The organism is Lysinibacillus sp. C5.1, assembly GCF_016350185.1.
Lineage (GTDB): Bacteria > Bacillota > Bacilli > Bacillales_A > Planococcaceae > Lysinibacillus > Lysinibacillus sphaericus.
In genome coordinates, this window is the sequence record NZ_CP066226.1 from 3635892 (window position 1) to 3658119 (window position 22228).

Sequence of the window (22228 nt, forward strand, 5' to 3'; positions counted from 1 at the left end):
CACTGAATATTCATTCTCCATTGCAATTTTCACCTTCTTTAAAACCATACAAAAAAGCCTTTTAAATTCATTATGCTTTTGCAAGCACCAACTTAAAAGGCTTTATGTCTAATAGTTCTAACTATATGAATTTTATTTACGATAATATATTAACTTTGCCGTTGTATAAAGATAGTTATCGTGCACTGTTAGCAATGCCTTGTAACCACTTTTTTCCCAAGTAGTATATAGACTATTATATTTTTCATATGTGAATTGATAGTCATTACCAAATTCTGCAACACCCTTTCTATGCAGAATATCATGTAAAACAGACATTTCATCCCATGTATGATAACTATTTTGATCTGGATAGAAATCATAGCTAATATACTCTAATTGTCCACCTATAAAAATGTATGTTAACTCTGCAAAATAGCCATATTTTTTCGTCTCATAAATTAAATAAGTTTCTCTATCGTCTTGAATTTTTTGAATAAACGTTGATTTTTCATTTCTCTCTACATCACGAATAGACAATTTAAAGTTAATATTATTGAAAGGTACAACAGGTTTCTTTGTCGATAAAAATGAATCGACTACATACCCTTTAACATTCCCAGCAGTTACATAAGACCACCCTACTAATGTAGAATGTACCGTTACTTGTGTACCATTGCTTAATGAACCTACTGAAGCTCCAGATTGACTGGCAATATTGCGAACAACAACCCCACTACTTGTATTTACATACTTAGTCGATGTTTTAGTCTTTCCCATAAAATCGGATTTAACATAGCCTATCACATTACCATATTGCACATAGGACCATCCATTCCCTACTGAACCATAATCTTCAACGACCATATTGTACTTCAATGTCGCTAATGTGGCTGCCGATAGTGATGGCGTAGATTTTACAACAAGACCACTTTTAGAATTTGCAATTTTTATTGTTGAAGGTGGAACGCTTAAAAATGAAGTATTAACGTAGCCCTTAACATCACCAGCTTGAATGTGAGACCAACCATTAGAAGTAGAAAACTCTATTACAAATTGGTTCTTATCTAGATTACCAACCGAATTGGCTGTATCACTCGGCGACTCTCTAACAATTAAGCTGGAGCCACTCACAACTTTCACTGTTCGGTAGTCTGCTGCTTCGGCTACTTGGTGCTGAAAAGTAAATAACATGATGAGTACAAAGGCTGCAACAAACCATTTCTTAAGTATATTCAATCAAATGACCTCCTTTTAATCTTCACTATTCTACCATTTTTACTATTGACTGTATATATTTCCATAATAAATTTTACCTAGTTTTAAAGCTGAACATAAATGAATAAACAAGTATGCAATCCGCTTTCATTGCTTCATTCGACTGTGCACAACCTCGATATACTTTGTAAATGAACATCAAGGCATTCTAGAAAATACCTTAGTCATTCTATGTTTATATTTTTACTTATTTTTATCAATTCAATAAGGTAAGATATTATGTTTAAATTGAAACTTTCGCCAATATATATCGTTAAACTTAGTATTGATATTTTTTCAAAATATGTAATTTATTTATAAAGGAGGAGTATAAGTGTTAAAAAAAGCTATGCTTTCAGGAATTGTTTTTAGTTCAATTTTGTTAGTTGGCTGCAATAAAGAGGAAATTATAGATATTACGGAAAACAAGAAAAATGATGCAAATGTAATGTCAGAATCAAAAGAATTAAATTTAATTTCAGAATTTAAAACAGAAATAATGGCATCTATTACAGAACAAACGGAATTGGATAGTGAGTCAATAGAAGGAATAATGGTAAGTGGTAGTCCCGTTAAAGGAATTATTGATATATCAATAAGCTTTCCAAAGAATACAAAAGTTGATGATAAGATGATTAAACAAATAATTAAAGATTCTATAAAGAAAGTATCTGAAACAGAAAACATCACAATTAGCGAAGAAAATATAACAATAAAAATTGAGAAACTCTAACGGAGAAGTTCTAAGTTGCTTTATAAAATTGTGTAAGGAAAAATGATAAAGAAATATGTTATTGGTTCAAACTACATTCAAATGGAGGTTTTTATATGAAAGGAAAGTTAGTCTTCACTATTGGTTTAACAGGCGTTTTAGCATTGACAATTGGTTTTGCAAAAGACAATATAGGATCAGCTAAAGAACAAACAGATATTACTACGGTTATAACAAAAGAAGAACAAAAAATGGTAGAAAATATGTCCGTTAAAGAAGGATTTATACCACAAGAAAATGGAACAGGTTTCTTTTTTATTAAAGGGGAGCCAACTGAAAAAAAGGATGTTACCGCTGTAATTACAGCACATGAACAAAACACTATAGAAAAAATGTCCATTGAAGAAGGATTTATACCACAAGAAAATGGAACAGGTTTCTTTTTTATAAAAGAAAAATAAGATTGGGTTCCTGTTATTAAGAAGGAACACTCTTACGCAGTTACTATAATAAGAATAGGAAGCCCCTCTGCATTTTTAGCAGAATCCATAAGGTCAATTGATTGTTCAAAGTTTTTGGATATTCTTTCTACATTGTGTTTGTTTACTCTTTTTAAACCATACAAAAAAGCCTCCTCAATTTGTGATGCTTTCCGCAACAGACAAATCAAAAAGGCTTGGTATTCACAGCCCTAATGACGCTAATTTAGGGTTGTGTTTACTTATAATCGGGAATGTATAGACCTATACAACCCTTCTTCAACATTTATATCACGTTTAATTATTCACAAACTTCAGGCGTACCTTCACGTTTTGCTGCTTTAAAGCTTGTGCCGCAGCCGCAAGATGCGATGGCATTTGGGTTGTCGATGGTGAAGCCACCACCCATTAACGATTGTTTATAGTCAATTTTTGTTCCCATTAAAATAGGCGCATCTTCGCGGGAAACAAGAATCGTTAAACCATGTTGTACATCTTCAAAATCGTCTTCTTTTTTCTCTTTATCGAAATGCATGCCATACGATAGACCACTACATCCGCCACCATTAACAGCTACGCGTAAAAAAGAACCTTGCTCCTCATTATGCTCCATCATTTCATTAATATGAAATGCAGCCGCTTCAGTCACGTCTATTACTTGTTTTAAACTTGTCATCCCAATCACCTTCCTTCTTACTTATCATATCAATTTTGACTATTGTATGACAAACATTCAGCTTGAAGTAGATTATTAGCAAAATTCCCGATATTTTCACTTAATTAGTATTTTTTATTCATGTGTTAAATGCATCTATTGGTATAATAGTTATAATTACATCGATGAAAGAGGTATATATTATGGAGATTTCACCGTATTATGAAAAACAAATTCAATGTCTTAATTGTAAAAAAGAATTTCCAACATTAAAAGTACGCTCTAAATTCATAAAAGTGGATCATACGGAAACCGATTTTCAGCCGATTTATGCTGACGATGTCAATGCTCTTTACTACAATGTTTTTGTTTGTGAGCATTGTGGCTTCTCCTTTACAGAGGACTTTACAAAATATTTTGCGCCTGGCGTACAAGATGAGATAAAGACACAAATTACAGAAAAATGGGTTCACCATGATTTTAAAGGTGAACGTACGGTCTTCCAAGCGATTCAAGCCTATAAATTAGCATTTTTATGCGCTACGATTAAAAAAGAAAAATTCGTTGCTACTGCTGGTCTAACTTTACGTCTTGCGTGGTTATATCGTTCATTAAAAAATGAAGGTCAAGAGCAGCGTTTTATGAAAATGTCGCGAGATCTTTATATGGATTCCTATTCAAATGAGGATTACAGCGCAACTCAAATGTCTGATGTACGCATTATGTATATGATTGCCGAGCTATCACGACGTATCGGTGATATCGAAAATGCGACACGCTTCTTTTCTAAGGTTATTGAGAAACAAAGTATTGGTGGCGAAGCAAAAATTATCGATATGGCAAAGGAACAATGGACACTGATTCGCGAAGAAAAAGAAAAATCTCGACAAGCGTAAATAAAAAAAGTTCTAGCCAAAATTAGCTAGAACTTTTTGTACGTAAATGTTAGAAAACTTGTTCTACTTCAATAATCCCTGGTACTTCTTCTAATAAAGCACGTTCAATACCTGCTTTTAATGTAATCGTAGAACTAGGGCAACTACCACATGCACCTAATAAACGTAATTTTACAACGCCATCTTCTACATCTACTAATTCACAGTCTCCACCGTCACGTAATAAGAATGGACGTAATTTATCTAATACTTCTTGAACTTGGTCGTTAATTGTTGCTTCTGCCATTTGTCTCGACTCCTTTCCTTATAATGATTATAATGTTAGCAACAGAAAAAATCCAATATAGAATCACAAGGGAGAATAAATACTATGGATCAAACAAAACCAATTATCGAAATTTATGGCACTGCGGTCATCTGTGCTAGCTGTGTCAATGCACCATCTTCTAAGGATACATATGAGTGGTTGCAAGCCGCTATTGATCGTAAATATCCAGACCAAGCTTATGCTATTCGTTATGTCGATATTGAAGGTCCAATTGAGAATGAACGTGATTTAGATTATGCTAGACGTATTCAAGAAGATGAATTTTTCTATCCACTCGTGCTCATCAATGATGAAGTAGTAGGAGAAGGGTATGTCCAATTAAAGCCGGTCTTTAATGCACTTGAAAATCTTGGCTTTACACCAGACGAAACCGTTTAATAATACATGAAAGGGATTGTTCACAAGTTTACCTTTGAGCAATCCCTTTTATTATTTACTAGTATGCTCAAAAGAATATGAGCAACGCATTAATCATTTTGATATTTGTACATCCATAGTAATCCAGATTTCATTAAACGTGCAATACGACCAGTAACAGTTGTATCTGCTAAGTAAGCAAAGCCTTGTTTTTTACCTAATGATCCCATGAAACCTTTTAGTTTAATATCAGGCATTTTTTCTGGTAAACGCTCACCTTTCCAACGCATACGTAATACTTTTACGATATGCTCCGCCTGCTCCTCCGCTAATTGTGCACTAGGAGAAAAGTCAGAAGAAGCGCAGTCACCAACAACATAGACGTGCTCATCATCCAACACATTAAAGTATTGCGTGACAATCGGACGACCTTGACGATCTTTTTCAACATCCATTTCACGCACAAGTTTAACAGGCTGCACACCTGCAGTCCAAACTACTGCATCTAGTGGTATTTCCTCTTCATGGTTAAAAATTTTCCCTGGTTCTACTTTTGTAATATTAGAATTTGCAATAACATCTACATTATGTTTCGTAAACCAATCTTTCACATATTTACTAAGCTTCTCTGGGAAGTCTTTTAAAATACGTGAACCTCGGTCAAACAATTTTACTTTTAAATCAGCACGGCTTTCTCGTAGCTCACTCGCCAACTCAATACCGCTTAAACCAGCACCAACAATGCCGACAGTTGAGCCTGCTGGTAAACCACATAACGCTTGGAATGTTGCACGTGATTTTGCCATCGTCTGAATGCTGTATGTGTACTCTTCTGCACCTGGTACACCATGGTATTTGTCCTCACAGCCTAGACCAATAACTAAATCATCATATTCAATACGTTGCCCATCCTCTAGAATGACTACTTTTTCAGCACGGTTAATCCCAACGGCTTCACCATACACAGCCGTTAAACGCTCGTGCTCTGGGAAACTTACACGAATTTCTTTATCTGTTGAAGTCCCTGCTGCTAATGCATAAAATTCTGTTTTTAAACTATGGAAAGGCGCTCTATCTACTAACACGATTTCCGTGTCCAAAGGTAAGTTGTTTGGTAAAAGTCGAAGCATGACACGCATATTGCCGTAGCCGCCACCTAAAAGTACTAATTTCCCCATAATAGTCTCCTTTAATGTATCTAATTATAATTGTTCACAAAGTATCCACAAATGAGTATAACCGATTGTGAGAAGTTTCACAATATAAGATTGCATTTTTGTGAAAGATTTCACAATATCGATTACTTCTTTGCATTTTCACACAACAATTATGCCAAAGTCAATTACATTTCGGCAGAATTTGTGCCCCGTAATAAATAAGCCGACTCGAAAAGTTTAACTTAAAATTGGTGACATCCAAAAGTATCTTGCAATAATTTGCTTCCCCACTACAAATAAACGGTTAGTCAGCATTCATATAAACTGGAACGACTTTAACTCAATCAATTTAAATCATTGACGAACGTTTCAAAAGCTAGTAGCATATCAAGGGTGAGGTGAACATATGAATCCAATGGTTGAATTTTGTGTAAGTAATTTAGCAAATGGCTCACAAAAAACTTATGAAATACTCGAACGCGATCCAAATATCGATGTTTTGGAATATGGCTGCCTTAGCTACTGTACAAAGTGTTCTGAATCTTTTTACGCGATTGTCAATGGTGAATTAGTAGAAGCTGCTTCACCAGAGGAGCTCACAAAAGCTATATATCAATTTATTGATGAAAATCCATTATGGTAATTGTAGACAACATGGATACCATCAATATATTTTAAAAAAAGTTTGAGTCCTAACAAAATAAAGTTACACATATGAAAAGGATGTTATACCAAAATCGGCATAACATCCTTTGTTAATTTATACCTCGAGCAAAATTTTAAACCAGCGTTTCAACTAAATAAGTAGGTTGCTGTTCTTTTGTTAAAACTTCGCTTGTTGGTGTTACACCTGTATTGACATGAATGGTATCACAGCCAAAATGAATACCACACATAATGTCCGTATCGTAGTTATCACCAATCATAACCATCTCATCTTTTGTAAAACAATGCTCTAACGCAATGATGTCGAGCATTGCAGCAGACGGCTTCCCGATGTAGATTGGTTCAACCCCAGCAACCTCTCCTACTAGGCGCGCAAATGAGCCATTTCCAGGTAAAAATCCATATTCTGTTGGAAATTTAATATCTTGATTAGTTGCAATAAAGGCAGCACCATTTTGTACAGCAATTGTAGCCTTTGCCAGTGCCATATAATCTAATGTGCGATCGATACCCATAACAAATACATCTGGCTCATTGTCTACAGGTTCAATTCCTTCATTTAACAACGCCAATCGAATCCCATCAGCGCCCATCATTGCTACTCTTTTGTCTGGGAAATTCATAGCTACATACTTTGCTGTTACTAAAGCACTTGAATAAATATGATGAAGTGGTGCTTCTACGCCAACTGCGTGTAAAGCTTCTTGTAACTGCTCTCTCGTTTTAGAGGAATTGTTTGTTACGTAAAACGGCTCAATTCCTTGCTGCTGTAATTGCTGTATAAAAGCAACCGCAGAAGGAATACCTTCCTTTCCGCGGTAGACAGTGCCATCTAAATCAAAGCAATAAGCCTTATAGGTTTTCATTGATGATCCTCAGGTAAAAATGCTGATACGGGACCTAGCTCATTTGTTAAGTAGTTATTCACTGCTGGTGCAAACTGCTTTAAAGCCGGTAAGCTGGCTGTTAAAACCGTCACAACTTCTGCTATATCTACAGATGCGAATTCACGAACGAGCATTTTACGTAAGCCTACAACAGCTTTTAACGATGCTTCCATATCAGTTGATACGACTTTTTCATCGATTAATATATCAATAATATCCTCATAGCTACCTGGATCACGCATGATGAAACCGTCAATCATTAAGTTACCTACATCCATCATTGATTCCATCACATTATGTCCAATACGTTCGAGCGCTAATTTCTTCATATCATTTTGTAGCCAGTTATCCTCTGTCTCCAAAATAGCTAATAGTTTATCTAAGTACTGTAAGTTTGTTGTGATTTTATTTCGATCTACAAAATACACAAGGAAAGCCCCCATTCAAATCATTTAAAGTTGATAGTCTTTTCTCTTCTATAGTACCATATCTATAGGACTGGAAGGAGATTAAAAGATGGAACGTTTTTTCTTATATGATGATGTAGAAGATACAAAAACACGCTTTGTTAGTTTTGCAGGACAAAAACTACGCTACGATTTAGCCATTTTACAATCTAGCCGCTTCTTTGGCAAAGTACTTGTGATGGATATCCAATTTGGCCGTTTTGCGATTATAGGACCAGACGACGTAGAAGAACCTGGCTACCTTGAACACGTATACAACCGTTCGGAAGAAGAGACAGTGGAACTGCGTGAATACTTACGGGAATTACTAAACTAATACTGTTTAAAGATTTAAATAAAAAAATTTCGCTAATCCATTTGCTTGGGACTGCAATAGACCCTTTGGCATATAGCGAAATTTTTTTGTCAAAATCCCATCATGTCTATCGAATATTACACTAAATAGAACCCCTGATGTATCATTATTTATTTAAAGTGGAAGGGTTATCTTTATTATGTGGTTTGTTTTTGTTTTCATTATCATTTTGTTTTTTCGCTTGTTTATTTTGCCCAATAACAGCTAAATCATCTACACTAATATCAAAGCCATATCCGTACTCTTCACGGTCTAATTGCTTTTTCTTTTGCTTTTGCTTTTCGTTAGCCAAAATTATCACCTCCACTTTATAAACTTTCCTTTTTAAAATGATTTATACTTAAACAAAAAAACTAATATGCATCCTCAATTATCCAGTCAACAGCACTTATTAAATCTGGGAATACGGCATCCGCAAGTGGATCATATTTACCTAAAAAAACGCCTTTTGTACCAGCTCTTTTTCCTGCAATAATGTCTGTATCTGTATCCCCCACCATATAAGATTTTGATAAATCCACATTGTATTTTTCAGCAAGATCTACAATTAACTTGCTATTTGGTTTCCGACAATCACAACCAGCTTTTGGTTTATGAGGGCAATACACGACTTCATGAATGATAGCACCTTGTGTCTTTAATTCATTTGTCATATGCATGTGTATTTTTTTGAGCTGTCCTTCTTTCATAAATCCTAAGCCTACGCCACCTTGATTGGTTACAACAAAGACAAAATCAAAAAAGTCGTTTAATTTTTTTATCGCCTCTGGCACATGAGGTAGGAAAAAAAGTTGCTGCGGCTTATTCACAAATTTAACTCTTTTCGTCAACACTTCGTTAATAACCCCATCTCGATCTAAAAAGACTGCTCTTTTTATAAAAATCACACCTTTAATAAGAATCAATAAATGCTAAAGCACTAATCTTTTGTACTATTATATCCAAATTACACACACTATACTTGGCTGTTCATTGTTCAACGGCCGTCATCGCATAAAAAAACCTGATGCACATTTGGCATCAGGTTGTTATTAGCTATTCTGCTATCTGTTCATTGTCATTTGGTTTTGTCACTTCGGTAGCTTCATTTATTACAACATCAGGCTGCATAATAGCTTTACCGCGTTTATGCAAAACAAAGTAAGCACAGCCAAAGTTACAATACTCATATAAGTAATCTTGCAGCGTACTGATTTTTGTATCAAAGGTAGATTTTTGATTTTTATCGTCAAAAAAACCTTTTAACCGCAATTGATTATAACCCCAGTCGCCTACAATATAATCATACTTGACTAAAATATCTGAGTACCGCTCCTTAAAGACTTCTTCCTGAAAAGCTTCACGGTAATCTTCAACAACTTCGTATTCATATCCTTCAATAATGATCAAAGTGACACCACCTTTCTAGGTCTACTAAATTACATTACACTTCGGCTTGTAATTGACGCTCTTTTGTTGCGGCATTCACTTGCTCGTCTGCATGGTAACTACTGCGTACAAGTGGGCCTGCTTCACAATGTTTGAAACCTTTTTCCATTGCAATTTTGCGAAGTTTACCGAATTCAATCGGAGAATAATATTTTTTTACAGGTAAATGTTTTTTAGTCGGTTGTAAATATTGACCAATTGTCATGATATCCACGTTATTCGCACGTAAATCATCCATTACTTCTAAAATTTCTTCATGCGTTTCACCTAAACCAATCATTAAAGATGATTTTGTTGGAATGTCTGGTTGCATCTCTTTTGCTAAACGAAGAAATTCTAAAGAACGTTCGTATTTTGCACGCGCACGTACTCTTGGCGTTAAACGACGTACTGTTTCAATATTATGATTTAAAATATCTGGTCTTGCATCCATTAGAAGTTGAAGATTTTCCTTAATACCTCCAAGGTCTGAAGGCAATACTTCTACTGATGTTAAAGGGCTTTTACGACGAATAGCGCGCACAGTTTCCGCTAATACTTCTGCACCGCCATCCTTTAAATCATCACGAGCCACCATTGTAATAACAACATGTTTTAAGTTCATAATTGCTACTGAATCTGCCACACGTTCTGGTTCTGCAAGGTCTAACTCATTTGGTAAACCCGTTTTTACAGCACAGAAACGACATGCACGCGTACAAACTGAACCCAAGATCATCATTGTCGCTGTTCGACGCTCACCCCAGCATTCATGAATATTTGGACAACGTGCTTCTTCGCATACTGTATGAAGATTTTTTTCACGCATTAGCTTTTTAAGACCCTTATATTCATCGTTCGTGTTTAGTTTAATTTTAAGCCAATCAGGTTTTCTTACATGTTCTTCTTTTTCATTGCTAGTAGGTTTACAGGATGTCATACAATTTCGCCCCTATCAAAGTAATCTTTTGTTGAATATGATCTACCATCACTGTTGTCAATGTATCATATTACACGAACTGCAACAACTAACATTTACTCTCAACCTAACATTTCTATTGATATGGCACCGGCACTTCTATAGATGGCTGTACCGCATCTGTGCCATTCGTATAAATGTTTGGTACTGGTCCTCTCGTTAACCCCATTGCTACAGGAATATCCTGTGATACCGTCGTTGACTTACTAGCAAATGGCACAATTATTTGGACATTCACTTCTATATGAATGCCAACTTCGACATACGCACTATTAATACCAAATTCTCTAATATCCGCTGTAACATTACTATGGACATTGCCAATTACATGAAAACGTATGGGTATTTTAGGCCCTAAATTACCGAGTAAAGGAATATCTGCCGCCTGTGCAAGCGGAACGAAAAAGACAATACCATCTCCTTGTTGAATTTTATTCACATCATATTCAACATTATCTAAATCCGGTAAATGGGACAATTCTCCATGCTCAGCTTGTTCTAAATACATTTTCACAAGTTCAAGTGTTTCTGCACGCACTCTATTAATAATTTCTGTATTAAATTTTGTGGTCACTGACGTACCAGATGGTACATCTTCGATTATATCATTAACGTCCAATACGTTAGAAGTACGTGAGTTAATGGCTTTACTAACAACATACGACGCAATTTTATTCGTCTGCACTTCTGCATATTCCAAATATGTGGGTTTAAGACGCTCATTTAATAAATACAGAAATAATGCGATACAAATAATACTTGCGACAATTAATAAGGTTAAACGATTGAGCTGCATTCCTCTTTTATGATTCGTTCGCAATTTCATCCTTTTTCGAGGGAAAAACAAAAAAATCTCCTCCTGTTCTACAACGTATGAACAGAAGGAGCAAATTATACGACTCTCGTTGGTACTACATAATCAGTTTCAATACTATCAATTTTTACAGTTGGATAGTCCACTAAATTAATTTCATATGTCGCTGTAAGTAATTCATTACGCTCTTCAAAAATTCGAATCCATGGCAAAGCAGCATCCAAAGTATTTTGTTTAGAAACAATGCCTCGGCGACCATCTGATAATTTTAAAATCAGCCCATTCGGATAATGGACAACCGATCTTTTTAATGCATTAACAATTCGTGCATCATAAATAGTGCCTGAGCCAGCTTCAACAATGGCAAGCCCTTGTGATGGTAGCATTTTTTCACGATATACACGATTTGTCGTCACCGCATCGAATACATCCGCTACACCAATTATTTTGGCAAATGGATGGATTTCAAAATCAACTAAGCCACGTGGATAACCACTTCCATCAATGCGTTCATGATGTTGAAAAGCGCAATGTGCAACCAGTAAGGAAATAGAATGCAAATTACGTAATAAATCAAACCCGTAACGCGTATGCATTTTCATCATCTCAAATTCCTCATGAGATAAGCGACCTGGTTTTTTTAATATCTCTTTCGGCACCATAAGCTTTCCAACATCATGCAATAAGGCACCAATACCAATTAAACGAAGATCTTCAGCAGAATGACCTAATTCTTTTGCTATTGCAATCGAGTATAAAGTCACATGAAAAGAATGCTGATATAAATATTCATCAAATAAATAAGCATCTGTTAAAACCGTTAAAATTTCATTATTACCCGTAATAGCTGAGAGTAGTTCATCGACAATCGTGACAATCGCTTTCGACTGTTGATCCAGTATATAAGAGGCATTCACCGTACTTAAACCATTCAATGATTGGAAAGAATCTTTAATAGTTGAAATGGCTTTATTCCGGACATCAGGAGGAACTGTCTCCTTGACTTCAATGCCTTCAGAAATTTTGTCATCAATATATAAATAATGCGTATTCAACTGTTGAAGTCTTTCAATAATACGTTCATTAATGACAACGTCTTTCTTTAAAAGTGGATGACCTGCCTCATTCCAAATGGTTCTTCCTAGTACCATTCCTTCTTTTAATACATCGATTGAAATTAATCGCATGACTTCTTCCCCAATCCATTCTTAAAGCATTTTATCTATCGCTTAAAGAAACTTTGCCCATAATCTAACATAATGTTTCGTAAAAAATCAGGTAAAATATATTTTTTCTTTGCATATTTAAAGCTAGGATAAAAATAACCGAACGTAAACAAATCCAGCGTTACTAATTTATAAGTACGTTCATTATCTGCAATCTTTCCATTAATGAGCAATTGACGCTCCTCATTCATTGCAAAGCCATACGTCAGCATCTTACCAAAAACAACGCCCCTAAACCCTAATCCTTTAAGCTCCATATTGGGCCACTCTTCATTTTTCGATTGCTGAAAAATCTCTTTTATTTCAGATACCGACAATTCGATTGTACATAAATTAATTGGATGTGGAAAAATTTTATGTAAATCAAGCGCGGTTACCATTCCTTTTGGAAGGCCCTCTAAAAAAATCCCTGCATTAAATAACGCACAATCTGCACCGCTTTTTTCTATAATTGCTTCCGCAAATAAGTGAGATAATTGTGAGTAATGGAACCATTCTTTATTGTACATTTTTTCTGTTGAAAATACAGGCTTGTCTAATAACCTTTTGCCTTCTTCTTCTAAAGTTAGCAAAAATTCATTTTCATTTTCAACAATTGGCAAGTCCTTATTATGAATTAAAGTATCCTTTTTTTCAACAATTTCTCTCGTTTTTTTATCATATTCTATCACGAGATGTCCAGTATATTGGCCAAATTTTCCTCCGCCAGTAAGCAATACACCATTGATGAACTTCCCATTTGGCAATGTATGATGCGTATGTGACCCAAAGATAACATCAATTTCAGGACATTCCTCTGCGAGCAGTTCATCTTCAGTAATTCCTAAATGTGACAGACAAACAACAATGTCTACTTCTTTACGCAGTTGATGGGTTAATCGAATAAGGGAACTTCGTGCATCGTCTATTTGCCATTGCAATTCCTTATAATAAATTTCGAACATAGCTGTCGCTGCAATAACCGCGATTTTCGTGTCATTTTTTGTAGTTAACACAACGTAAGGCTTTAGCCACATTGGGTTTTGTCCCTTCGAGGCATTAACGTTCGCCACTACGACTTCAAATAGCGCGTCATCATATAGATGAAACAACTCATCATGAGACAGTGTAATGCCTTCATTGTTACCGATTGTCACAACATCATAACCTGCATCGTTTAATAATTGGACATTTCCCTTACCAATAGTCGCATCTGTATAAATATTTGACCTATCTAGATGATCTCCAACATCAACTAAAAAGCTAGTTTCCCCTAGAGCTGCATATTGAGCACGTTGCGCATTGACATAGTTTTGCATGCGTGGCCAATACTTAAAATGACTATGCAAATCATTTGTGTGAAAAATATGAATTTTTTCTAGCATTCCAGCCACCTCTTCTTTACAATAAGCCCTCTATAATGGAACGAATTCCTAATAATAATAAAATAATTCGAAGTGCCAGGACAAGTGTATCTGATTTAATTTTTTTATTGAGTGCTGCTCCTAACTTAGCTCCAATATAAGCCCCAGGAATAACTGGAATCGTATAAAGCCATGGTACATGACCTAAATAAATATGGCTTGCCGAGTTCACAATGGATGTTAAGAACACCATAAACATGGATGTTGCCACTGCCACATGTGGTGGAAATAAAAATAATATGATCATTGCAGGCACAACCATCGAGCCGCCACCAATACCAAATAATCCTGATGCAAAGCCAACTGCAAAGCAGAACAACAACGCAAACCAAATCGGATAGCCGTAAACATATGTTTGTCCCGATGCATCGATAAACTGGTGTTGTGTACCATTTTTCACAAACCATTGTACAGGTTTCAATTTATCGCGTACAAGTAAAATAATCGATATAACAATTAACAATAACCCAAAATATAAATTAAATGAAGGTAAATCCAATCCTTTATTTACCCATGCACCTACCATTGTTCCTGGAACACTACCTAAAAAAAATATAAAACCACTTTTATAATCCACCGTTTTGGATTTCATGTAGCTTAATGTTGATGCTAGCCCGGTGAAAATCATCATCACAACAGATAGCCCAACCACTTTTTGCGGTGTTATATCTGGAAGCAACCCAAGATTTAACCCAACAAATAAAGTAGCCGGTACTAAAATAATCCCTCCACCTAGCCCAACAAGAGAGCCGATTAGCCCCGATGCTAGTGCAATGATCACTAAAAGAATAAACTCCATTATATTTCTCCTTCAAACATATTTAATTGTTTTGGTGCTAAACCAACATCTCGTATAGCTAATAGCTCCTGAAGCTCCTTTGCATTTTTCGCAGCATGCAACCCTGAGTTATTATTAAATAACACAAATAACTCCTGTACCTTTGGCTGTATAGCTTGAATATGCTGGCCGAGTTGTTGCAATTCTTCTTTATTATAATCATATAGAAACCGAACTTTTCGCCAGTTTTCCATATTGCCAGTATTACGCCAACCATGAATATTACGACCATGAATGCGTACAAGTGCCCTATTTGCCGTTACTTCAGGGTAAAAGGGAACAGAGCCAATACCCGCTTGTGGTTCATCACATATCGTATGAATAAATTGATGTTCCTGCAAGAAATCCATTGTTTGCTGGACAAGCTTGTCTGTATACCACGTGCGATTACGAAATTCAATTGCCACATCGAACTCTTTTAATTGTTGCCTAATATACAATAAATACTGGACATTTTTTGACTGACAATCAAACCATGGTGGAAACTGTGCGAGTACCATCGCTAATTTTCCATGCCGTTTAAATTCATTGGCACACTCGATAAACGCGTTAAACATATCATTTTTGGATTCGAAGGGGATTTCCCCACGTAAATGACCGGTCATTCCTTGATAAGCCTTTATAACAAAACGGAATGAATGTGGTGTTAGTTCACACCATTTCCGTACATTATCAACTGATGGAATAGCATAAAATGATGTGTCTACTTCTACTGTTAAAAAATGACCTGCATAATCAAATAATTTGTCCTTTGAGGCAGTCACACCACTGTATAACGAAGGATGATCGCCCCAGCCTGTTAGCCCAATTCGAATCATAAGACTCCCTCCCTATGTACCTAATGATAGCATACACTTTCCAGTGCAAATACTTACAAAAATAAAAAGCGACTAAAGCTAAAATAGCTCTAGTCGCATGTATTTTTCAAAATTAGTCTATGGAACTTTCCATCATATACAGTTGAATAGAAAGAAATACAACATAACAAGCAACTATACTATAACTTTTCATACACTTTACCCATAAATCAATTGAAATCGCTCGAATACGTTTGATAATTCATCTGCAAAAATTCTAAAGGAAGCGTAATTGGAAGGGATATAAAACTATTTAATCCCTCTTTCTACTATATAATACATGCATATTCCCTTGCCATACAACTTCATCAATTAACTGTGTTCGTGAACAAGCCGGCAAAAAGGGCTAGAATAACAAGTATTTCTATACATCCCTTTTAGATAACTTAATTTGATAATATCACAGTTTTCGGTATCATTTTATAGTGATTAAACAATAGCTACTAATACTTGTATAGCTGTCGGATGCTCATAGAGAAAAGTGCTTTTCCTACGACGTATAACATTTGTTTTAATATAAACATACATTGTAGTTCTATGATTACCAATCACGTTGAAAATCTTTAATAGCTTTCGACATTAATATTTTAATTTTTGCAATATTCTCATTTTTATTATATAATAGAATCGATTTTTAACCAAACATTCTAAAAAATGAAAGGAAAGGGGCAAGGGAAGTGCAAAAAAAAATCATTTATTTCATAGTAGCTTTGATTTTGGTTGTTTCGTTTGGTTCAATTGTTATTCAGCCACAAGCATTGACGACAGATGAGGTAAGTGAAGATTATACAAAAGAAAAGGTTGGTGATACGAGTGGTAAAATATACCAAATAAATAAAGATGAGGTTACAACTTATGGATGGCCTTGGACTGCAATAACTAAAACTGTAAAAAAAGAATATACTTCTGCTGCTGCAGTACCAGATTCAATTTATTACGAAGAGTATATTGATGGTAAATGGTATCATGGCAAACTAAAAAGAACTGGAGAAGTAGAAAAGCTTCAATATACTTGGAGAGCAACTTTCACAGGTAAAATTAATTATTAAAAAAGGAGTGTTATATATGAATAACTTTTTTAATAAAGGTTTATTGATGGTAGGTGTTGCTTCATTTATTTTACCTTTTTCTAATCCAACTGTTCAGGCAAGAGAAACAACTATACCCTTGATACAAGAAACCCAAACTGATGTATCACCATTTTGGGTTTATGATCATATTCAAACAATCACTTTGACTTTTCCTACACCTTCATTAATTCCTAAGGAAGTACCCTATGAGTATTATCATGAAGTTTACGGCGTAATGAGGGGTGTTTTAAAATATGTAAAACATGAGTATATTAAAGGGGAATATATAGCTACATTTACTGGCAGGATGTATAGTAATCCTCTATAAATGATCTTCATTAGAATAAAATTAGGATGAGACAGCCCCTCTTAAATATAAAGTAGATTTGTAGCGTTAGGGAAATACAGACCTACGATGATAAGATTATATCTTAAACAAGGGGTGCAGGATCGCTTAAAATATTTAGATTTTTTGTATAACAAGTTCTGGGAGAAAATTTATAAAAAAAAACGCATAAACAATGTTCACAAACCATTGTTTTGTAATTAATTAAGAAAAGGTCGATAGCATAAAATGGGACTAAACCTGGTATATAGGACAACAATTAAAATAGCATCACTCAACCAGTTGTCGGTATTGAACCGGCTACTGGTTGTTTTTAGTTTTGTTTGGATTCGGTTATAGTAATAATAATTTTTATAGTCTTTTACGATCCATTTCCCTCGAGTGTCTTATCTAATTTGTTGGTCTATTCAACCTAGGTAACAGATTCATCATAAACCTCGCTATGTTCTTTTCCCTTTATCCTACTACAGCATAACTGTAGCTTTCTATTTCTCGGATGCATCTTCCAAGCTAAAGATAAGACTTGTATTGTCATAAATCGCTATACAGCAATTACTTACTTATATATAAATAAAAAAGATCGAGCGCAATGCACTCGATCTCTATAAAAAACATATAATTTTATAATTTGTGGATGATTTGTAGGTATTTCACACATTTCACCTTACACATACCATACAGAAACGCTGATGTAGAAAGGTTTACCGGACGTTTACCCGATACTTCCTTCCATTTCAAACTTGATAAGACGGTTCATTTCTACTGCGTATTCCATTGGTAATTCTTTCGTAAATGGTTCGATAAAGCCCATTACGATCATTTCTGTTGCTTCTTCTTCAGAAATACCACGAGACATTAAGTAGAATAGTTGCTCTTCTGACACTTTTGAAACTTTCGCTTCATGTTCTAAAGAAACATTATCATTTAAGATTTCGTTGTATGGAATTGTATCCGAAGTAGATTGATTATCCATGATTAACGTGTCACATTCAATATTAGCACGTGCACCACTTGCTTTAGGACCGAAACGAACTTGACCCATATAGGTTACTTTACCACCTTGTTTGGCAATCGATTTAGAAACGATTGTAGAAGATGTATTCGGTGCCATATGAATCATTTTTGCCCCAGCATGTTGGTGTTGTCCTTTACCAGCTAATGCAATTGATAATGTCATACCACGAGCGCCTTCACCTTTTAAGATACAAGCTGGGTATTTCATCGTTAATTTTGAACCAATATTACCGTCAATCCATTCCATCGTACCGTTTTCTTCAACAACTGTACGTTTAGTTACTAAGTTGTAAACATTATTTGCCCAGTTTTGAATCGTTGTATAACGGCAGTAAGCATTTTTTTCGACGATAATCTCTACAACTGCAGAGTGTAAAGAGTTTGTAGTATAAACTGGAGCAGTACATCCTTCAACATAATGCACGTGTGCGCCTTCATCAACGATAATTAACGTACGCTCAAATTGCCCCATGTTTTCAGAGTTAATACGGAAGTATGCTTGTAAAGGCGTTTCCACTTTTACACCTGGTGGCACGTAGATAAATGAACCACCTGACCAAACTGCTGAATTTAATGCAGCAAATTTGTTATCAGTGTATGGGATTACTTTGCCCCAATATTTTTTGAAAATCTCTTCGTTTTCACGTAAAGCTGAATCAGTATCTTTAAACACAATACCAAGGTCTTCAAGATCTTGTTTCATGTTGTGGTATACTACCTCAGATTCGTACTGAGCTGATACACCAGCAAGATATTTTTGCTCTGCTTCAGGAATACCTAATTTATCAAACGTTGCTTTAATTTCTTCAGGTACTTCATCCCAAGATTTTTGCGTCGCTTCAGATGGTTTTACGTAGTACGTAATCTCATCGAAATCTAAATCGCCAAGATCGCCACCCCATTGTGGCATCGGTTTTGTATAGAAAGTTTCAAGCGCTTTTAAGCGGTATTCAAGCATCCACTCTGGCTCTTGCTTCATATTTGAGATTTCACGGACGATTTCTTCAGTCAAACCACGTTTTGAACGGAAAATTGATACGTCCTTGTCATGGAATCCGTATTTGTAATCGCCAATATCCGGCATTTTTTTAGCCATTATTTCTCCTCCGTTCACGAATTATTATTCTTTTACGCCTTTTTCCATTGCTTTCCAAGCCAATGTCGCACATTTTATGCGTGCAGGGAATTGTGAAACACCTTGCAGTGCTTCGACATCCTCTAGGTCGTATTTATCGCTATATTCTTCACCCATCATCATTTTTGAGAAAATATCAGCAAGTTCTAATGCTTCTGCTACTTTTTTCCCTTTAATGATTTGAGTCATCATCGATGCAGAAGACATCGAAATTGAACAGCCTTCACCGTCAAATTTCGCATCTTCTACAACACCATCATTCACTTTAAGTGTTAAGTGAATACGGTCACCACAAGTCGGATTGTTCATATCAATTGTGACAGCATCTGTTTCTAAAGATCCTTTGTTACGAGGATTTTTATAATGATCCATGATTACTGAACGGTATAGTTGATCTAAATTATTAAAAGACATCGCCAAAATACTCCTTCGCTGAACGCAACCCAGCAACTAAGCGGTCAATATCTTCCTCCGTATTGTACAGATAAAAGCTTGCTCGCGCTGTCGCTACTTGTTGGAGACATTTCATTAGTGGCTGCGCACAATGATGTCCGGCACGAACAGCGATGCCATTCATGTCAAGAACAGTTGCAACATCATGCGGATGTACATCATCTAAGTTAAATGTAACAAGTCCACAACGCTTCATAGGATCGCGTGGGCCAAAAATTTTAAGTCCGTCAATTGTTTCAAGCTGATCCATCGCATAGCCTACAAGCGCATGTTCATGCTTTGCGATATTGTCTAACCCTACTTCAGTTAAGAAATCGATAGCAGCTCCTAAACCAATTGCTCCTGCAATAATAGGTGTACCACCTTCAAATTTCCACGGCAATTCTTTCCACGTTGAATCATGTAATCCAACAAAGTCGATCATTTCGCCACCAAATTCAATTGGCTCCATCTTTTCAAGGTGCTCTTTTTTACCATATAGTACACCTATTCCAGTCGGTCCGCACATTTTATGTCCTGAAAATCCTAAGAAATCGACATCTAGGTCTTGCACATCCATTTTCATATGCGGTGCTGCTTGTGCACCATCCGCTACCATAACTGCACCATTGGCATGTGCAATTTTAGCAATTTCTTTAATCGGATTAATCGTACCGAGAACATTTGATGCCATGGATACAGACACGATTTTTGTTTTCGGCGTAATTGTTGCTCGAACCTTTTCAAGGTCAAGCGTTCCATCTGCCTCAAGGTCAATGTACTTTAATGTTGCATTTTTTTCTTTTGCAAGCTGTTGCCAAGGTATAATATTAGAATGGTGTTCCATATGTGTGATGACAATTTCATCACCTTGCTCAACATTTGCACGACCATAACTAGAAGCTACTGTATTTAACGCAGTTGTTGTACCGCGAGTGAAAATAATTTCTTCTGTCGTTTTCGCATTAATGAAATTGCGAACCTTTTCACGAGCACCCTCGTATTTGTCAGTCGCACGATTCCCCAATGTATGCACACCTCGGTGAACATTTGAGTTATCAAATTCATAGTAATGCTTAATTGCTTCAATTACTTGAATAGGCTTTTGAGATGTTGCTGCACTATCAAGATAAACAAGCGGGTGACCATTTACTTGTTGATTTAATATTGGGAAATAGCTTTTAATGTCTTTATTGATCATTAGCGAACTTTCCTTTCAATAACCTCCGTCAGTTGCTTTTGAACGCCCTCAATTGGTAATTGCGTAACAACTGGCGCAAGGAATCCATGGATAACAAGGCGCTCTGCTTCTGCTTTCGAGATACCACGACTCATTAAGTAATAAAGTTGTAGTGGATCTACTCGTCCTACAGATGCTGCGTGTCCTGCTGTTACATCATCTTCGTCAATTAAAAGAATTGGGTTCGCATCGCCACGTGCTTTTTCAGAAAGCATTAGCACACGTGATTCTTGCTGTGCATCCGCTTTTGTAGCACCGTGTTCAATGTAACCAATACCATTAAAGATTGACTGTGCTGCATCTTTCATCACACCGTGTTTCAAGATGTGACCATTTGAGTTTTTACCCCAGTGACGAACTTCTGTAGTAAAGTTTAGCTTTTGCTCTCCGCGACCAACTACAACTGTTTTTGTATCTGCATGAGAACCATCACCGATAAGGTGTGTAATGTTTTCAGAGATTGTATCTGAATCATTCATTAAACCTAGTGCCCAGTCTACTTTTGCATCACGCGCTAAGCGAGCACGACGATTTACATAAGTAGTATAACCTTTAGCCAGTACATCAACCGCACCGTAAATTACTTGCGCGTTATCTTGTACAATGACTTCGGAAATAATATTTGCCTGACCTTTCGCTTCTTCAACTGTAGAAATATATGTTTCTACGTATGTGACAGCTGCATTGGCTTCAGCAACAACTAATACATGGTTATATAGAGAAGCTTCGGCATTATCATTTAAAAATACTACTTGTAACGGTTGCTCAATAACGACATTTTTCGGTACGTAAACAAATACGCCACCATTTACAAGTGCTGCATGAAGTGCAGTTAATTTATGTTCATCGACTTTTACTGCTTCAGTCATGAAATACTTTTGTACAAGCTCACCATGTTCACGTACAGCTGTTAACATATCTGTAAAAATAACGCCTTTGTCAGCAAGCTCCTGTGACGTTTTAATAAACGCTGGTGTGTTGTTACGCTGAATATATAAGTTTTCTTGAGACTCAAGATTAATTAACCCTCTTGCCTCTTCTGGTAATTCATCTAATGAAGTTAATTCTTCACTGACAACTGTGTGAGTTGGGAAATTCATAAAATCCCATTTTGTAATATTTGTTCTATCTGGTTTTGGCATATCTAAACCAGCTGCTTTGTCTAGTGCTGCCGTACGAAGCTCTGCAAACCAAGTTGGCTCACCATTCGCTTCTGAGAACGAGCGCACGTCCTGTACTGTTACAGGCAAGTTAAGTTCCACTGTCATGCTA

28 protein-coding genes are annotated in these 22228 nt (G+C 35.9%); 8 read left to right on the plus strand and 20 right to left on the minus strand.

All coding sequences use genetic code 11. The features are described from left to right. Positions 1-132 precede the first annotated feature (132 nt). Complete coding sequence (locus I5435_RS17880) at positions 133-1218, minus strand: SH3 domain-containing protein (RefSeq protein ID WP_024364846.1); 1086 nt, start codon at positions 1216-1218, stop codon at positions 133-135. A 352-nt stretch (positions 1219-1570) separates the two neighbouring features. On the opposite strand from I5435_RS17880, the gene I5435_RS17885 reads away from it, so the two are divergent. Both I5435_RS17885 and I5435_RS17890 read left to right on the plus strand, forming a co-directional pair. Further along, complete coding sequence (locus I5435_RS17885; protein WP_337982690.1) at positions 1571-1969, plus strand: topoisomerase; 399 nt, start codon at positions 1571-1573, stop codon at positions 1967-1969. A 95-nt stretch (positions 1970-2064) separates the two neighbouring features. Further along, on the plus strand, positions 2065-2409 hold the full coding sequence (locus tag I5435_RS17890) for a hypothetical protein (RefSeq protein WP_337982691.1): 345 nt from the start codon (positions 2065-2067) through the stop codon (positions 2407-2409). 32 nt (positions 2410-2441) lie between these two features. Here the strand turns inward: I5435_RS17890 and I5435_RS17895 are convergent, their stop codons facing one another. Further along, positions 2442-2573, minus strand: coding sequence for a hypothetical protein (locus I5435_RS17895; protein ID WP_255313804.1), 132 nt, complete (start codon positions 2571-2573; stop codon positions 2442-2444). Between the two features lie 155 nt (positions 2574-2728). After that, on the minus strand, positions 2729-3103 hold the full coding sequence (locus I5435_RS17900) for a HesB/IscA family protein (RefSeq protein ID WP_024364843.1): 375 nt from the start codon (positions 3101-3103) through the stop codon (positions 2729-2731). Between the two features lie 182 nt (positions 3104-3285). Between I5435_RS17900 and I5435_RS17905 the strand changes: the two genes are divergently transcribed. After that, positions 3286-3978, plus strand: coding sequence for a DUF2225 domain-containing protein (locus I5435_RS17905; RefSeq protein WP_337982692.1), 693 nt, complete (start codon positions 3286-3288; stop codon positions 3976-3978). Between the two features lie 49 nt (positions 3979-4027). Here I5435_RS17905 and I5435_RS17910 read toward each other — a convergent pair whose 3' ends face one another. Then, positions 4028-4264: a NifU family protein gene (locus tag I5435_RS17910; protein WP_024364841.1), complete on the minus strand. Its 237-nt coding sequence runs from the start codon at positions 4262-4264 to the stop codon at positions 4028-4030. An 84-nt stretch (positions 4265-4348) separates the two neighbouring features. On the opposite strand from I5435_RS17910, the gene I5435_RS17915 reads away from it, so the two are divergent. Then, a complete protein-coding gene (locus tag I5435_RS17915; protein ID WP_024364840.1) occupies positions 4349-4684 on the plus strand; it encodes a YuzD family protein in 336 nt (111 codons plus the stop codon). An 89-nt stretch (positions 4685-4773) separates the two neighbouring features. Here the strand turns inward: I5435_RS17915 and I5435_RS17920 are convergent, their stop codons facing one another. Then, positions 4774-5841: an NAD(P)/FAD-dependent oxidoreductase gene (locus tag I5435_RS17920; RefSeq protein WP_024364839.1), complete on the minus strand. Its 1068-nt coding sequence runs from the start codon at positions 5839-5841 to the stop codon at positions 4774-4776. 385 nt (positions 5842-6226) lie between these two features. Here I5435_RS17920 and I5435_RS17925 point away from each other — a divergent pair, with 385 nt between their 5' ends. After that, positions 6227-6463, plus strand: coding sequence for a YuzB family protein (locus I5435_RS17925; protein ID WP_024364838.1), 237 nt, complete (start codon positions 6227-6229; stop codon positions 6461-6463). A 136-nt stretch (positions 6464-6599) separates the two neighbouring features. On the opposite strand, the gene I5435_RS17930 is transcribed toward I5435_RS17925, so the two are convergent. Then, the gene (locus I5435_RS17930) at positions 6600-7352 is read right to left on the minus strand and encodes a TIGR01457 family HAD-type hydrolase (RefSeq protein ID WP_108030993.1); all 753 of its coding nucleotides are present in this window, start codon (positions 7350-7352) and stop codon (positions 6600-6602) included. After that, the gene (locus I5435_RS17935; RefSeq protein ID WP_024364836.1) at positions 7349-7801 is read right to left on the minus strand and encodes a DUF86 domain-containing protein; all 453 of its coding nucleotides are present in this window, start codon (positions 7799-7801) and stop codon (positions 7349-7351) included. The genes I5435_RS17930 and I5435_RS17935 overlap by 4 nt, the downstream gene beginning before the upstream one ends. An 88-nt stretch (positions 7802-7889) precedes the next feature. On the opposite strand from I5435_RS17935, the gene I5435_RS17940 reads away from it, so the two are divergent. Continuing rightward, positions 7890-8156, plus strand: a complete 267-nt coding sequence (locus I5435_RS17940; protein WP_024364835.1) for a DUF3055 domain-containing protein — start codon at positions 7890-7892, stop codon at positions 8154-8156. Between the two features lie 145 nt (positions 8157-8301). On the opposite strand, the gene I5435_RS17945 is transcribed toward I5435_RS17940, so the two are convergent. The 9 genes from I5435_RS17945 to I5435_RS17985 form a co-directional block, all read right to left on the minus strand. Continuing rightward, positions 8302-8487 (minus strand): hypothetical protein, encoded by a 186-nt coding sequence (locus tag I5435_RS17945; RefSeq protein ID WP_370510647.1) that lies wholly within the window; start codon positions 8485-8487, stop codon positions 8302-8304. A gap of 61 nt (positions 8488-8548) precedes the next feature. After that, positions 8549-9073 (minus strand): D-glycero-alpha-D-manno-heptose-1,7-bisphosphate 7-phosphatase, encoded by a 525-nt coding sequence (locus tag I5435_RS17950; protein WP_024364833.1) that lies wholly within the window; start codon positions 9071-9073, stop codon positions 8549-8551. A 157-nt stretch (positions 9074-9230) separates the two neighbouring features. Then, complete coding sequence (locus I5435_RS17955) at positions 9231-9584, minus strand: YutD family protein (RefSeq protein ID WP_024364832.1); 354 nt, start codon at positions 9582-9584, stop codon at positions 9231-9233. 34 nt (positions 9585-9618) lie between these two features. Then, positions 9619-10542 carry a lipoyl synthase gene (gene lipA, locus I5435_RS17960; protein ID WP_024364831.1) on the minus strand — a complete coding sequence of 308 codons (924 nt, stop codon included), beginning with the start codon at positions 10540-10542 and terminating at the stop codon, positions 9619-9621. Between the two features lie 115 nt (positions 10543-10657). Next, a complete protein-coding gene (gene yunB / locus I5435_RS17965) occupies positions 10658-11428 on the minus strand; it encodes a sporulation protein YunB (RefSeq protein ID WP_025220401.1) in 771 nt (256 codons plus the stop codon). 44 nt (positions 11429-11472) lie between these two features. Further along, the gene (locus tag I5435_RS17970; protein ID WP_024364829.1) at positions 11473-12582 is read right to left on the minus strand and encodes an HD-GYP domain-containing protein; all 1110 of its coding nucleotides are present in this window, start codon (positions 12580-12582) and stop codon (positions 11473-11475) included. 35 nt (positions 12583-12617) lie between these two features. Continuing rightward, positions 12618-13985 (minus strand): bifunctional metallophosphatase/5'-nucleotidase, encoded by a 1368-nt coding sequence (locus tag I5435_RS17975; RefSeq protein WP_337982693.1) that lies wholly within the window; start codon positions 13983-13985, stop codon positions 12618-12620. A 16-nt stretch (positions 13986-14001) separates the two neighbouring features. Further along, entirely contained in the window at positions 14002-14823 is an 822-nt protein-coding gene (locus I5435_RS17980) for a sulfite exporter TauE/SafE family protein (protein WP_025220403.1), read from the minus strand. Beyond that, positions 14823-15680: a DUF72 domain-containing protein gene (locus tag I5435_RS17985; protein WP_229387507.1), complete on the minus strand. Its 858-nt coding sequence runs from the start codon at positions 15678-15680 to the stop codon at positions 14823-14825. The genes I5435_RS17980 and I5435_RS17985 overlap by 1 nt, the downstream gene beginning before the upstream one ends. 716 nt (positions 15681-16396) lie before the next feature. Here I5435_RS17985 and I5435_RS17990 point away from each other — a divergent pair. Next, positions 16397-16768, plus strand: a complete 372-nt coding sequence (locus I5435_RS17990) for a hypothetical protein (protein ID WP_024362720.1) — start codon at positions 16397-16399, stop codon at positions 16766-16768. A gap of 16 nt (positions 16769-16784) precedes the next feature. Next, positions 16785-17117, plus strand: coding sequence for a hypothetical protein (locus I5435_RS17995; protein WP_024362719.1), 333 nt, complete (start codon positions 16785-16787; stop codon positions 17115-17117). A gap of 730 nt (positions 17118-17847) precedes the next feature. On the opposite strand, the gene sufB is transcribed toward I5435_RS17995, so the two are convergent. Genes sufB through sufD form a run of 4 tightly spaced genes read right to left on the minus strand, consistent with a single transcriptional unit; the run spans position 17848 to position 22224 of the window. Beyond that, positions 17848-19245: a Fe-S cluster assembly protein SufB gene (gene sufB / locus I5435_RS18000; protein ID WP_024362718.1), complete on the minus strand. Its 1398-nt coding sequence runs from the start codon at positions 19243-19245 to the stop codon at positions 17848-17850. A 24-nt stretch (positions 19246-19269) separates the two neighbouring features. Beyond that, complete coding sequence (gene sufU, locus I5435_RS18005) at positions 19270-19698, minus strand: Fe-S cluster assembly sulfur transfer protein SufU (RefSeq protein ID WP_024362717.1); 429 nt, start codon at positions 19696-19698, stop codon at positions 19270-19272. Then, entirely contained in the window at positions 19688-20917 is a 1230-nt protein-coding gene (locus I5435_RS18010; RefSeq protein WP_024362716.1) for a cysteine desulfurase, read from the minus strand. The genes sufU and I5435_RS18010 overlap by 11 nt, the downstream gene beginning before the upstream one ends. Continuing rightward, the gene (gene sufD / locus I5435_RS18015; protein WP_024362715.1) at positions 20917-22224 is read right to left on the minus strand and encodes a Fe-S cluster assembly protein SufD; all 1308 of its coding nucleotides are present in this window, start codon (positions 22222-22224) and stop codon (positions 20917-20919) included. Before sufD ends, I5435_RS18010 begins: the two co-directional genes overlap by 1 nt. Positions 22225-22228: the final 4 nt, after the last annotated feature.